Raw genomic sequence first — 13314 nt, forward strand, 5'->3', positions numbered from 1 at the left:
AAACCGTTTCACCGGCTTCTCCGGGCGCTTCCCTTCGGTGTTTCCAACCTTACCAGATCCGATTTCCGGTCGTTTCCGATCCGAATTCCGTTTCCAGTGGCCGCTGGAAGGCCTTGCCTTTCGGCGTGTTTTCGACTTTAGCAGACGATCATCCGCCGAACCTAATCGGCTTCGTGTGATGCCTGCGGGTGTCAAAAGGTGCTCCGTTTGGATTTCCATCCGTCTGCAGAGCGGTTCAGATGCGCTTTGGGGGGCGAGCAGACCCTGCTCGCCACAACCGTTTAAACCTACCTCCCCGGACTACCTTGGTCAAGGACTCCGGGCAAGATTCTTTGTACGGTCCGGCCGGAGCGTCTACACACTCCGTTCACCCCGACCTTTCAACATACGCACCGGTGCTCCCCCAGTCAATAGATTCCCGGAAGTTTCCCAACGCCGCAGGTCAGAGAAGGTGGGGCGGCCATCAGGCCGCGAAGGACGACGGTGGGCTCTCCAGGTGTTCCAGCTCGATGCCGGGGGCGGCGAGCACCACGTCGCCGGCGATGTGGACTGTCCGGACCTCTCCGGTGTCCACCTCGCTGACCTGGTACTCGTCCACAACGAGTGGTCCGGTGTCGGTGGCGTGACCGGCTCTGTCGAGAAGTGCCCAGGACTGATCCAGGGTGAGAGGCGCGAGGACCGGATCGGTGAAGGCCACGAGGCGTACGCGGACGGCCCCGGCGCCCGGTTCCAGGCGCAGCAGTCGGGAGACGGCGACCAGGAAGGCCGGGGAGGCGCCGGTGAAGGAGTGGGCGCGGACGTTGCCCTCGGTCGCGTGCTCCCCGGTGGGGTCCGTGCGGACCCAGGTGACCCCGTCCAGGGCGGCGCCCCTGACCTGCCAGCTGGACGCGTGCAGCTCCACCCTGAGCGGGCGGCCGAGCTCGTCGAGGGTGAGATCCACGGATCCGGTGTGATCGCCGGAGGGTGAGGTCCGCTGCGCGACATAGCGCCATCCGCTGGGGCCGGGAGCGCATTGGAAGTGCTCCTCGCCCAGGGGGGCATGATCGTGCGGGTCGTGGAGGGAGTAGCGGCCGCGGGGCATGGTGAGGTCCTTGACGAGCGTCGGGCCCGCCCGGCCGGATGGCGCGGACGGGCCCTGGGGCCCCCGCCGGGGCGGGGGCCGGGTCAGCGGCCGCCGACGGGGTGGTCGGCGGCGCCGGTGCGATCAGCGGATGCGATCAGTAGCGGTAGTGGTCGGGCTTGTACGGGCCCTCCACCGGGACGCCGATGTAAGAAGCCTGCTCGGGCCGGAGCGTGGTCAGCTTGACCCCGAGCGCGTCCAGGTGGAGGCGGGCGACCTTCTCGTCCAGGTGCTTGGGGAGCACATAGACGTCGGTCGGGTACGACTCCGGCTTGGTGAAAAGCTCGATCTGGGCGATGGTCTGGTTCGCGAAGGAGTTGGACATCACGAACGACGGGTGACCGGTCGCGTTGCCGAGGTTCAGCAGACGGCCCTCGGAGAGCACGATGATCTTCTTGCCGTCGGAGAAGGTCCAGGTGTGGACCTGCGGCTTGACCTCGTCCTTCACGATGCCCGGAAGGGCGGCGAGCCCGGCCATGTCGATCTCGTTGTCGAAGTGGCCGATGTTCCCGACGATCGCCTGGTGCTTCATCCTGGCCATGTCCGAGGCCAGGATGATGTCCTTGTTGCCGGTCGTGGTGATGAAGATGTCGGCGGTCTCCACCACGTCGTCCAGGGTGGCGACCTGGTAGCCGTCCATCGCGGCCTGGAGCGCGCAGATCGGGTCGATCTCGGTGATGATCACCCGGGCGCCCTGGCCACGCAGCGACTCGGCGCAGCCCTTACCGACGTCGCCGTAGCCGCAGATGACCGCGACCTTGCCGCCGATCAGCACGTCGGTGGCGCGGTTGATGCCGTCGACCAGGGAGTGGCGGCAGCCGTACTTGTTGTCGAACTTGGACTTGGTGACCGCGTCGTTCACGTTGATCGCCGGGAAGAGCAGCGTGCCGTCCCGCTGCATCTCGTAGAGGCGGTGAACGCCGGTGGTGGTCTCCTCGGTGACCCCGCGGATCTCGGAGGCCAGCTGCGTCCACTTCTGCGGGCTCTCCGCGATGGTGCGGTTCAGCAGCTCGAGGATGACGCGGTGCTCGTCGTTCTCGGCGGTGGCGACGTCAGGGGCGGCGCCGGCCTTCTCGTACTCGACGCCCTTGTGGAGGAGGAGGGTGGCGTCGCCACCGTCGTCCAGGATCATGTTAGGCCCACCGGTGGGGGTGCCGGGCCAGGTCAGCGCCTGCTCCGTGCACCACCAGTACTCCTCCAGGGTCTCGCCCTTCCAGGCGAAGACCGGGATGCCCTGCGGGTTCTCCGGGGTGCCCTCGGGGCCGACGGCGACCGCGGCCGCTGCGTGGTCCTGGGTGGAGAAGATGTTGCAGGAGGCCCACCGGACCTGGGCGCCGAGGGCGGCCAGGGTCTCGATCAGCACGGCGGTCTGCACCGTCATGTGCAGGGAGCCGGTGATACGGGCGCCGGCCAGCGGCTGCTGCTCGGCATACTCCTTACGGATCGACATCAGGCCGGGCATCTCATGCTCGGCGAGGGTGATCTCCTTACGGCCGAAGGCAGCCAGAGAGAGGTCCGCGACCTTGAAATCCTGACCGGAGACGGCTGTCGTCATGAGTGCTGCTCCTCCTCGATCGTGTGCGAGCGAGAGTGGCTCGGCTGGGCATGCGAGATGTCGGGCAGGGCCCCCGCGACAGCGGGCACACCTGTCCCTTCTACCTCACAGTGCGCAGTCCGTCGGAGGCCCTCTCTCCCTCGGCCGACCCGGGGTGCGGGCCGCCCGACCGCCATCAGCAGCGACGTCTGGCTCGGTCACGAATCTACACCGATCGGCGGAGCGAACCCCAGCCCCCATCGGTCATCTTCGGCCGTACGGCTATGACCAGGGGCGACAGGCGCGCTGCTTTGAGGGCGCGTCGGCCGCGCTGCTTTGGGGCGAGGGGTGCGCCGGCTCCCGGCTTGGGGATCGAGGGGTGCGTTGCTTCGAAGGTCGACGGTCGCGTCGTTCGGGGGCGCCGCTGGGCGCCACGGCCACCGTGGTGGCCTGCGACGCGCGCGGCCATGTCGCTTCGGGGCCGGCGGTCGCGTCGTTCGGGGGCCGACGGCCGTGCCGTTTCCGGAGCCGGGGGTTCAGCCCGTCGCTTTGATCCCGGCCGGATGTATTGCACGATGCCGCGAGCGCGGGGACGCTGGCAGCTTCCCGCGCCCGCTCAACGCGTTAAGGAGAACCACGTGACCAGTCCAGCCGATCCCCCCAACGGTGCGGGGGCCAGCGGACCGGGGCTCAAGTTGCTCGCGGTGACCGCGTGTCCCACTGGTATCGCCCATACCTATATGGCCGCTGAGAAGCTGGCCCAGGCGGCGGAGTCGCTCGGCCACAGCATGAAGGTGGAGACCCAAGGCTCGATCGGGGCCGAGAACGTACTGTCTGACAACGATGTCAGCGAGGCTGACGGCATCATCATCGCCGCCGACAAGGACGTCGACCGCAGTCGTTTCGTCGGTAAGAGAGTGCTTGTCGTCGGGGTCGCCGATGGCATTCACCGGCCGCAGCGGCTGATCGAGCAGGTACTGGACGCGCCGGTGTACGAGGGCGACGGCTCTGGTGCCGGGCGCGGTGGTGTCTCGGGGGCGGCGGCTTCCGGGGGTGGCGGCGGTGGCGGCAGTAAGGGGCGCAGCGTCACCTATAAGGCGCTCATGAACGGTGTCTCGTACATGATCCCGTTCGTGGTGGTCGGCGGTCTGCTGATCGCGGTCTCGCTGGCCCTGGGCGGTGATACGACGTCCAAGGGCATCGTCATCCCCGACGACTCCTTCTGGAAGACGGTCAACGACATCGGGAGCATCGGCTTCGAGCTGATGATCCCGGCGCTGTCCGGCTATATCGCCTACGCCATCGCGGACCGGCCCGCGTTGGTGCCCGGCATGGTGGGCGGCTGGATCGCGGCGCACGGCGAGCTGTACGACAGTGAGGCGGGCGCCGGCTTCATCGGGGCGATCGTCACCGGCTTCCTGGCCGGTTATCTGGTGCTGTGGATCAAGCGGGTCAAGGTTCCGAAGTTCGTCCAGCCGATCATGCCGATCATTGTGATCCCGATCGTGGCGACCTCGGCGCTCGGCCTCTTCTTCATCTATGTCCTCGGCGAGCCGATCTCCTGGGTCTTCGAGCAGCTCACTGATTGGCTCGGCGGCCTGACCGGTACGAGTGCGGCGGTGCTCGGCATCATTCTCGGGCTGATGATCGCGTTCGATATGGGTGGTCCGGTCAATAAGACGGCGTTCCTTTTCGGTGCCGGGCTGGTGTCCAAGAACCCCGAGGTCATGGGGGCGTGTGCGGCGGCCATTCCGGTGCCGCCGCTGGGCCAGGGACTGGCCACGCTGTTGCGCCGCCGGATGTTCGACGACCAGGAGCGGGAGACCGGGCTCGCGGCGCTCTTCATGGGCTTCTTCGGCATCACGGAGGGCGCGATTCCGTTCGCGGCGGCGCGTCCCGCGCGGGTCATTCCGGCGAACATGGTGGGCGGCGCGGTCGCCGGGGCGATAGCCGGGGTGGCGTCGGTTGAGGACAACGTGCCGCATGGGGGGCCGATTGTGGCGGTGCTCGGTGCGGTTGGTGGGGTGCCGATGTTCTTTGTCGCGGTGGTGGTGGGTACGGCGGTGACGGCGTTGGTGACGATTGGGTTGATGTCGGTGGGTGGAGGTGCTGTGGATTCGGGGAGTGCTCCGGTTGGTGTGGGTGCTGCGGTTGGTGTGGGTGGTTCGGTTGGTGGCTCCGGGGCGTCGTCGGTCGCGGCTGAGCCCGTCCTTGCCGGGGTGGGCAGCGGTGGCCGTACCGGGGAGACGAGTGGTGCGGCGAGTGGTGCTGCGGGTGCCCGTAAGGCGGTCGCTTCCCCAGGGGTGGCCGCCGAGACCGGCGAGGTCGAGGCCGCTCCTGCGGGTCAGGTGCTGTCCGGGTATCTCACCGAGCAGACCGTGAAGGAGCGGTTGGCGGCCGACGGTAAGGACGCCGCTATCCGTGAGATGGCCGAGCTGCTGGCCGCGACCGGCAAGGTCGCAGATGCGGAGGAGCTGGTGCGGGCCGCGTTTGCCCGGGAAGACCAGGGCACGACCGGGCTCGGCGAGGAGATCGCGATTCCGCATGCCAAGACGGATGCGGTGACCGCCCCGGTCGTCGGCTTCGCGCGTTCCCCTGAGGGGATCGAGTGGGGTGCGCCGGATGGGACGAAGGCTCGGCTGGTGTTCATGATCGCGGTGCCGGAGGCGGATGCGGGGGATGAGCATCTGCGGATTCTGGCGCTGCTGTCGCGGAAGTTGATGGCTGAGGAGTTTCGGGAGCGGTTGTTGGGGGCGGGGGATGTGGAGGGGATTTTGGGGGTGCTTGGGGAGATTGAGTAGGGCGGGGGTTGGGGGTGGGTTTCTCCCCCACCCCGCCCCTTCCCGAAACCGGGGGCAAGCCCCCGGCCCCCCACCGGGGCTCCGCCCCGGACCCCAGCCGAGTGCTCCGCCCCCAGGCGCCGGTTCAGGAGCTCTGCCTCGGGCCCCTGCCGCTCGGGGGCTACAGCCTGGACCCCGATCTCAGGCTTACGCCCCAGACACCGGTTCAGGGCTGTACCTGGGCCCCAGCCCGAACTCCGCGCCCCAGACACCGGTTCAGGAGCTCTGCCTCGGATCCCTGGCGCTCGGGGGCTACAGCCTGGACCCCGACCTCAGGCTTACGCCCGGCCACCGGTTCAGGGGCTCTGCCTCGGATTCCGCGGCTCGGGGGCTCGGGGGCCCCGGCCTCGCGGTTCCGCCCCGGGACCCGGTCAGGCGCTCCGACCCGAGACCCGATGCGGAGGCTCCGCCACTGTCTGGCGCCCACCCCGGGGCGCCCAGCATGGGGACTCCGCTCCCCAGTCCGCCCTGGGGCGCTGCCCTGGGGCCCCGGTTCAGGTTCTCCGCCCGGGGGTCCGGCACGGGGCTCTACCCCGGCACCCCCGGCCCCGGCGCTCCGCCCGGTCTCTGGGGCTCGGAGGCTCGGTTCCGATGGCTCCGCCACTGGTCTGCCGTCCCGGTGGCCTGTCCGGCGCACGCCGTCCGGATCGAGGTGCGTTGCCGAGGTTGCCGATTACGTACGGGACGGTGGAGGGCCTGCCCACCCGTTCCAGCGCCAGGGGGCGCCTGCCAGCGGTGGCTGGCGGCGGAACAGATGCATACAGACCGGGTGATACGTGTTGGCCCTTCGAACCCGCGATCTCGGGTTCGAAGGGCCGACGGCGGGGCGGCTCTGCCGGATTCGCTCAGGCCGACGTCGAGGTTCGGAGGATGTCGGGTTCCAGGTAGATGACTCGGGCGATCGGGACCGCTTCCCGGATACGGGCCTCCGCGGCGTCGATCGCGCGGGCGACCTCCGCGGCCGTGTCGTCGTGCTGGACCGCGACCTTGGCGGCGACCAGCAGTTCCTCGGGGCCGAGGTGGAGGGTGCGCATGTGGATCACGCTGGTGACGGTCTCGCCGTCCACGACGGCTTCGCGGATCTTGGCGACCTCCGTGGCGTCGGCCGCCTCGCCCAGCAGCAGCGACTTGGTCTCGGCCGCGAGCACCAGGGCGATCACCACCAGCAGGATGCCGATGCAGAGGGTGCCGATGCCGTCCCAGACGCCGTCGCCGGTCAGCAGGGTGAGGCCGACGCCGCCGAGCGCGAGGACCAGGCCGACGAGGGCGCCGAAGTCCTCCAGGAGGACGACGGGGAGCTCGGGGGCCTTGGCGCGGCGGACGAACTGGGACCAGCTCTGCTTGCCCCGGATCTCGTTGGACTCCTTTATGGCCGTACGGAAGGAGAAGCCCTCGGCGATGATCGCGAAGATGAGCACCCCGACCGGCCAGTACCAGTGCTCCAGCTCATGGGGGTGCTGGATCTTCTCGTAGCCCTCGTACAGCGCGAAGACACCACCGATGGTGAACAGCACGATGGAGACGAGGAAGCCGTAGATGTAGCGCTCGCGGCCGTAGCCGAAGGGGTGCTCGGGGGTGGCCTCGCGCTTGGCCTTCTTCCCGCCGAGGAGCAGCAGCCCCTGGTTGCCCGAGTCGGCGATCGAGTGCACGCCTTCGGCGAGCATCGACGACGAGCCGCTGAAGGCGAACGCCACGAACTTGGCTGCGGCGATAGCCAGGTTCGCGCCCAGCGCGGCAACAATCGCCTTGGTTCCGCCTGATGCACTCATATGTGCCGAATTTCCCTTCCGCTTACATGGCAGCTCATGGCGGCTTTGCCAGTGCTTTACCGCCTCACGGCGGGCCATTGTTCCAGCCCCTCGAACGGGCCGTACCTCAGGCGGTCACTGTGGCCCTGAACACAGTGCCGTCGCCGCTCAGGGCGGCCTCCTCGCCGGCCGGTACGAAGGCCGACGCCCCGCGCGTCAGCGGGAGTTCGCGGTCCGCGCCGCGCAGGGACACCTCACCCGAGGCACAGAGCAGGATCTGCGGGCCGGTCGCCGGCAGCGGGCGGGGAGCGGCGCCGTCGGCGAGGACGTGGCGGGAGAGCCGGAACTCGTCGATCGGGGTGGTGTAGAGCTCCTCGCCGGAGGGATCCGCCTCGGGGCGCAGCACGGCGGGGGCGGCGCTCTCGAAGCGGACGACGCGCAGCAGCTCGGGGACGTCCACATGCTTGGGCGTCAGCCCGCAGCGCAGCACATTGTCGGAGTTGGCCATGATCTCGACGCCCAGGCCGTCGAGGTAGGCGTGCGGCACGCCGGCGCCGAGGTAGAGGGCCTCGCCGGGCTGGAGGGTCACGAAGTTGAGCAGCATCGCGGCGATCGCGCCGGGATCGCCCGGGTAGTGCCGGGCGATGGAGGCGTACGCCGCGTACGCCGGGGCGTACGGCCCGTCCTGCGCGCCGAGCCGCTCGGCGGCGGCAGTGGCCTGCCTTACCGTCTCCGCCATCGCCTCCGGGTCGGCCGTAAGGACAGCGGTCAGCACCTCGCGCAGGGCGTGCGACTCCGGGTGGGCGTGCAGGATGTCGACGTACGGCTTGAGCGAGTCGACCTCGAGGGCGGCCAGCAGCCCGGCCGCCTCGTTCGGATCGCGGAAGCCGCACAGCCCGTTGAACGGCGTGAGCGCGCATATCAGCTCGGGCTTGTGGTTGGCGTCCTTGTAGTTGCGGTGCGGGGCGTCGGCCGGGACGCCGCGCTCCTCCTCGTCCGCGAAGCCCTCCTTGGCCTGCGCGAGGTCCGGGTGGACCTGGAGCGACAGCGGCGAGGCGGCGGCCAGCACCTTCAGCAGGAACGGCAGCCGGGGCCCGAAGAGCCTTACGGCGTCCGCGCCGAGCTCGCCCTCGGGGTCCGCGGCGATCACCTCGGAGAGCGCGACGGAGCCCGCGCCCCGGTCGACCCGGGACGGCGCACCGGGGTGCGCCCCCATCCACATCTCGGCCTGAGGCTCCCCGGTCGGCCGGACGCCCAGCAGCTCCGGGATGGCGGTGATGGAGCCCCAGGCGTAGGGGCGCACGGTGTTGACGAGGCGGTCCATGCGGTGCGGTTCCTGACTGTGCAGTGAGGGACGTGGGGCAGGTGGTGCGTGCCTTACGGCCTTGAGTACGGCTTTACGGCTTTACGGCCTTAGGCTTTACGGCCTCGGGCCTTACGGTCGTGCTCAAGGTCGATGACGGCCTCAAGTTCTATCCGGCGAAGCGAGCGCGAGGTAAACGGCGGCGAAATCCGTGATGGCGAGAAGTTCCGCGGCGCTCTCCAGTGGGGTGCCCTCGGCCGGTTCCAGCTCGCTGAACGCGGTCTCGTGCGCCAGCGCGAGCTCCCGGGCGGTCGGCACGGCCGAGATGGGGCCCACCGGCTCGTCGTGGAGCAGCACGATCCGGGCGCGGAGCGCCTCGGGCTCCTCCACCCGGTCGCGGAAGAAGTCGTCCGGGTCGGCCCCGCCCGCGAACGCCCCGGTCAGCAACGCGCCATGCGCCGCGAGCGCCCCGGGGAGCTCGGCGACGAGCGCGGGACGCCCGGCGAGCGCCGCGAGCAGCCCCGAGAAGCGCCGTCCGGTCGCGGCGGCCACCGGGCCCTCGGTCCACAGCAGCGGAAGCGCCCCGGCGAGCTCGGCCGCGAGCGTCTTGGCGGGGTTGGTGTAGGTGGCGATGGCCGGGCCGCAGCGCTCGGCGACCTGGTCGAGCCGGTCGGCCACCTGCTGCAGCGCGGTGGGCGGCGCGGACACCAGGCCGATCCGGTCGACCAGCAGGAGTAGCGGGGTGAGCAGGGCCCACAGCGTGCCGGGCAGCGCGGGGCCGGTCATCTCGTCGGGGGCGGTGCCGGGCGGCTCGACGGGCTGCGGGGTGGAAGGCGTCCCGTACGGGGCGGGGGCGTCGCCCAGGGCGCCCTCGGCGAGGGCGGTGTCCTCGGTGCCGGGCGCGCCGGGCGCGTGCGGGTCCCCGCGGTACGGGTCGGTGCCGTACCCGCCGGCGGCGTACCCGCGGGCGGCGTACCCGCCTGTGGCGTACGGGGCCGAGCCGTTCGGAGCCGTGGCCAGCGGCACCATCAGGCCGCGGGCCTGGGCGACCGCGTCGGCCAGCGGGGACTGGCCCGGGGCGACGGAGACGATCGCGCAGCCGCGGCGGTAAGCCTGTTCGACCAGACGCGGAAGGCCCGGTTCCGTGCCGTCCGGGGTCGCGACGACCAGCAGGTCCAGCGGGCCCGCCCAGCCGGGCAGCGTCCAGCGCAGCGCGCCCGGCGCGGGGGCCACGCCGGTGGGGGCGATCAGGCTGACCGGGCAATTGCCTCCGCTGAGCGCGCCGAGGAGGTCGGCGGTGCAGCTTCCGGCCGCCCCCGGGCCCGCGACCATGACGGCGCGCGGGCGCCCGTCCGGCTTGAGGTCGCCTATCCCGGCCTCGGTGGCGTGCCGGGCGGCGGTACGGACGCGGGCGCCGGCCTCGGCGGCCCCGCGCAGCAGCCCGCGGGTATCGGCGCGGGCGAGGGCCTCGGGGGCGTCGAGGAGGGATTCGTCGAGCATCGTGCTTCGGCCTCCGATCGCCGTGGCGGGCGGTACGCGTGGGATCGCGCGGGGCTTACGCGTGGGACCGCGCGGGGCTGGGCCCGGCGGGCCGGCGGGTCAGGCCGGGCGGCGCGCCTCGTCGACGAGCAGCACGGGGATGCCGTCCCGCACGGGGTACGCGAGACCGCACCCCTCGCCCGTGCACACCAGCTCGAGGGTCTCCGGGGACTGCTCCTCGCGCAGCGGGGCGTGGCACGCCGGGCAGGCGAGGATCTCCAGAAGACCGGCTTCGAGCGGCATGGGGTCGTCCCTTCGGGTATGGGTCCAGCCGGACATCGGTCCGGCGAGGTCAGCGTACCGCCGGGCGGGGCCGGGGCGCGGCCGGTGTACACCGGAGCCCGGGGCTCCCCCGGGCTCCAGTAGCGGGGTGGGTCCCGCGCACGGGCCTCCGTATGGGCGCCAGGGCTTCTGTACGGGGCGCGGGGGCTTCTGTAAGGGCGCCGACGGCCGGCGGGGGCCGGCGCGGACAGCCGCAGACCCTGCGGGCCTCCGCAAGGGCGCACACGGCTGCGCGGGCCGCACGCTGACGGCCGTGACCTCCGCAGGGGCGCCGCGACCTCCTGCGGCCCCCGTAGGACGCCGTCGCCGTAGGACGCCGTAGGACGCCGTAGGACGCCGTAGGACGCGGACCGGCCGCAGGGGCCACGCGCAGCAGCCGTGGGCCCTGCGGGCCTCTGTACGGATGTAAGGAGGTGGACGGACGGCTGCGGGGGCCCCGCGGGCACCCGCATGGACGCCTGGACGCCGCAGACCTCCCTGAGGACGCGGGGACGACCGTAAGGACCGAGCCGTGACGGCCACAGAGGCCGCGCGGGACTGCCGTAGGACCCGCAGACGTCCGCAAGGGCGCCGCAGACCCGACGGACGCCATGGAGCCTCCAGCAGGAGGCGGACGACCGCAGAGGCCGCGCACGGATCTCCGCAAGGACACCGCGAACCTCCCGCAGGCCCCCTTAAGAGGCGGAGGGCCGCAGAGGCCGCGCACGGACACCCCGTAGGCCCTGCGGGCCTCCCCGCGGAGCCGCGGACCTGCCCGAGGAGGCGGACAGCTGCACGCGGACCCCCGTAAGGACATCGGGACACCTATGGACGCTGCGGCCGCCCCCGCGTAGCCCTTAACGGCCGCGCGGACAGCCGTAAGGGCGTGCGGGCCTCTCCCTACGGCCCCGTCCGCCTCTCTCGGGAGGCGGATGGCCCCGCGCCGACAGCCGTAAGGGCTACAGGGTGTCCGGCGGACCACGCGGCGGAGCCGCAAATGGATGCTTTCCCCAACCCCGCCCCTTCCCGCAGCGTCGATACGCGGCTCCGCCGCGTGGCAGGGGGCTTCGCCCCTGGACCCCGGCGGTTGACGAACCGACCGTCGCATCGTGAGCACCTGCGCCGACGGGCTGGTCCCGGTCCGTACCCCGGTGCGGCGAATGGCCGCACACACCCCGGTCGCCCGGCCGGGGTCCGGGACAGAGCCCCAGGTTCGCCTCGCCCCTGGGCCCCAGTGCTCGCCCCGCCACCGAACCCCCGGGGGTCACGAACCGACCGTCGCATCGTGAGCACCTGCGCCGACGGGCTGGTCGCGGTCGGTACGCCGGTGCGGCGGATGGCCGCGCATATCCCGGTCGCCCGGCCGGGGTCCGGGACAGAGCTCCGGGTGCGCTTCGCCCCTGGGCCTCGGGGTTCGCCCCGCCACCGAACCCCGGGGGTTGACGAACCGACCGTCGGCCGCGATCAGCCCACCGGTCAGGAGGCCGGGGTCTGGGGCGGAGCCCCAGTTGGGGGAAGGGGCGGGGAACAGCCCGCCGCAGGCGTCAAGCCCCGTCGGCCACCCCCTAGGCGCGGACGATGGAGAGAACCTCGTCGCGGACCTCGGCTGCCGTCTCCTGGTCTCGGGCCTCGACGTTCAGGCGGAGGAGCGGCTCGGTGTTGGAGGGGCGGAGGTTGAACCACCAGTTGGGGGTGGTGACCGTAAGGCCGTCGAGTTCGTCGAGTTCGGCGCCCTCGCGGCGCTCGTATGCCGCCTTGACGGCCTCCATGCGCCCGGCCTGGTCGTCGACGGTGCTGTTGATCTCGCCGGAGGCCGCGTACCGGTCGTACTGGGCGACCAGGTCCGACAACGGGCCCTTCTGGCCGCCGAGTGCGGCCAGGACGTGCAGGGCGGCCAGCATGCCGGTGTCGGCGTTCCAGAAGTCGCGGAAGTAGTAGTGCGCGGAGTGCTCGCCGCCGAAGATCGCGCCGGAGCGGGCCATCTCGGCCTTGATGAAGGAGTGGCCCACGCGGGTGCGGACGGGGGTGCCGCCGTTCTCCTTGACGACCTCGGGGACCGACCAGGAGGTGATGCAGTTGTGGATGACCGTTCCGCCCGGGTGCTTGGCCAGCTCGCGGGAGGCGACCAGGGCGGTGATGGCGGAGGGGGACACCGGTTCGCCGCGCCCGTCCACGACGAAGCAGCGGTCGGCGTCGCCGTCGAAGGCGAGCCCGATGTCGGCGCCGGTCTCCCGGACCCGGGCCTGAAGATCCACGATGTTCTTGGGGTCGAGCGGGTTGGCCTCGTGGTTGGGGAAGGTGCCGTCCAGCTCGAAGTAGAGGGCGTCGAGCTCGAGCGGGAGGCCCTCGAAGACGGTCGGGACGGTGTGGCCGCCCATGCCGTTGCCCGCGTCCACGACGACCTTCAGCGGCCGGATGGCGGTCAGGTCCACCAGCGAGCGCAGATGGGCGGCGTAGTCGTCGAGGACGTCCCGCTGGGTGATGGTGCCGGCCTCGGCGGCGGGCTCGGGCGCGCCCCCCTCCGCCCAACCCTCCACCAGGGCGCGGATCTCGGCGAGCCCGCTGTCCTGGCCGATGGGGGCGGCGCCCGCGCGGCACATCTTGATGCCGTTGTACCGCGCGGGGTTGTGGCTGGCGGTGAACATCGCGCCGGGCAGGTCGAGGTATCCGCTCGCGAAGTAGAGCTGATCGGTCGAGCACAGTCCGATCTCGGTCACATCCAGTCCGAGCGAGGAGGCGCCGTGTGCGAAGGCCCGCGCCAGACCGGGCGAGGAGGGGCGCATGTCATGGCCGACGACGATCGCGTCCGCCTCGGTCACCCGGGCGAAAGCGGCGCCGAAGAGTTCGGCGAGCGACTCGTCCCACTGGTCCGGGACCACACCGCGCACGTCGTACGCCTTCACGATCTGCGACAAGTCGGGCACAGCCAACCCCTTCTGGAGGTCCTGGTGGAGATGTCTCTACGGACG

The 13314-nt window shown here is 71.2% G+C and carries 8 protein-coding genes; 1 reads left to right on the top strand and 7 read right to left on the bottom strand.

Annotated elements, in window-relative coordinates:
• Nucleotides 1-463: 463 nt before the first annotated feature.
• Nucleotides 464-1081 (bottom strand): hypothetical protein, encoded by a 618-nt coding sequence (locus tag J2Z30_RS43975; protein WP_044574417.1) that lies wholly within the window; start codon nt 1079-1081, stop codon nt 464-466.
• 136 nt (nt 1082-1217) lie between these two features.
• A complete protein-coding gene (gene ahcY, locus J2Z30_RS43980) occupies nt 1218-2675 on the bottom strand; it encodes an adenosylhomocysteinase (RefSeq protein ID WP_044574415.1) in 1458 nt (485 codons plus the stop codon).
• 617 nt (nt 2676-3292) lie between these two features.
• Between ahcY and J2Z30_RS43985 the strand changes: the two genes are divergently transcribed.
• The gene (locus J2Z30_RS43985; protein WP_044574413.1) at nt 3293-5455 is read left to right on the top strand and encodes a fructose-specific PTS transporter subunit EIIC; all 2163 of its coding nucleotides are present in this window, start codon (nt 3293-3295) and stop codon (nt 5453-5455) included.
• Nucleotides 5456-6339: 884 nt separating this feature from the next.
• Here the strand turns inward: J2Z30_RS43985 and J2Z30_RS43990 are convergent.
• The 5 genes from J2Z30_RS43990 to J2Z30_RS44010 form a co-directional block, all read right to left on the bottom strand.
• The gene (locus tag J2Z30_RS43990; RefSeq protein ID WP_044574409.1) at nt 6340-7263 is read right to left on the bottom strand and encodes a cation diffusion facilitator family transporter; all 924 of its coding nucleotides are present in this window, start codon (nt 7261-7263) and stop codon (nt 6340-6342) included.
• A gap of 106 nt (nt 7264-7369) precedes the next feature.
• Complete coding sequence (gene manA, locus J2Z30_RS43995) at nt 7370-8566, bottom strand: mannose-6-phosphate isomerase, class I (protein ID WP_044574407.1); 1197 nt, start codon at nt 8564-8566, stop codon at nt 7370-7372.
• Nucleotides 8567-8707: 141 nt separating this feature from the next.
• Nucleotides 8708-10045: an SIS domain-containing protein gene (locus J2Z30_RS44000; protein ID WP_044574405.1), complete on the bottom strand. Its 1338-nt coding sequence runs from the start codon at nt 10043-10045 to the stop codon at nt 8708-8710.
• Between the two features lie 99 nt (nt 10046-10144).
• Nucleotides 10145-10327, bottom strand: coding sequence for a Trm112 family protein (locus J2Z30_RS44005; protein ID WP_037954286.1), 183 nt, complete (start codon nt 10325-10327; stop codon nt 10145-10147).
• A 1583-nt stretch (nt 10328-11910) separates the two neighbouring features.
• Entirely contained in the window at nt 11911-13269 is a 1359-nt protein-coding gene (locus J2Z30_RS44010; RefSeq protein WP_044574403.1) for a phosphomannomutase/phosphoglucomutase, read from the bottom strand.
• Nucleotides 13270-13314 lie beyond the last annotated feature (45 nt).

The sequence above is a fragment of the Streptomyces iranensis genome (assembly GCF_017874715.1).
GTDB classification, from domain to species: domain Bacteria; phylum Actinomycetota; class Actinomycetes; order Streptomycetales; family Streptomycetaceae; genus Streptomyces; species Streptomyces iranensis.

What these genes read in the sequence shown, in the direction of transcription:
- J2Z30_RS43975 (WP_044574417.1), bottom strand. Translation starts at nt 1,081, where the DNA reads ATGCCCCGCGGCCGCTACTCCCTCCACGACCCGCACGATCATGCCCCC.
- ahcY (WP_044574415.1), bottom strand. Translation starts at nt 2,675, where the DNA reads ATGACGACAGCCGTCTCCGGTCAGGATTTCAAGGTCGCGGACCTCTCT.
- J2Z30_RS43990 (WP_044574409.1), bottom strand. Translation starts at nt 7,263, where the DNA reads ATGAGTGCATCAGGCGGAACCAAGGCGATTGTTGCCGCGCTGGGCGCG.
- manA (WP_044574407.1), bottom strand. Translation starts at nt 8,566, where the DNA reads ATGGACCGCCTCGTCAACACCGTGCGCCCCTACGCCTGGGGCTCCATC.
- J2Z30_RS44000 (WP_044574405.1), bottom strand. Translation starts at nt 10,045, where the DNA reads ATGCTCGACGAATCCCTCCTCGACGCCCCCGAGGCCCTCGCCCGCGCC.
- J2Z30_RS44005 (WP_037954286.1), bottom strand. Translation starts at nt 10,327, where the DNA reads ATGCCGCTCGAAGCCGGTCTTCTGGAGATCCTCGCCTGCCCGGCGTGC.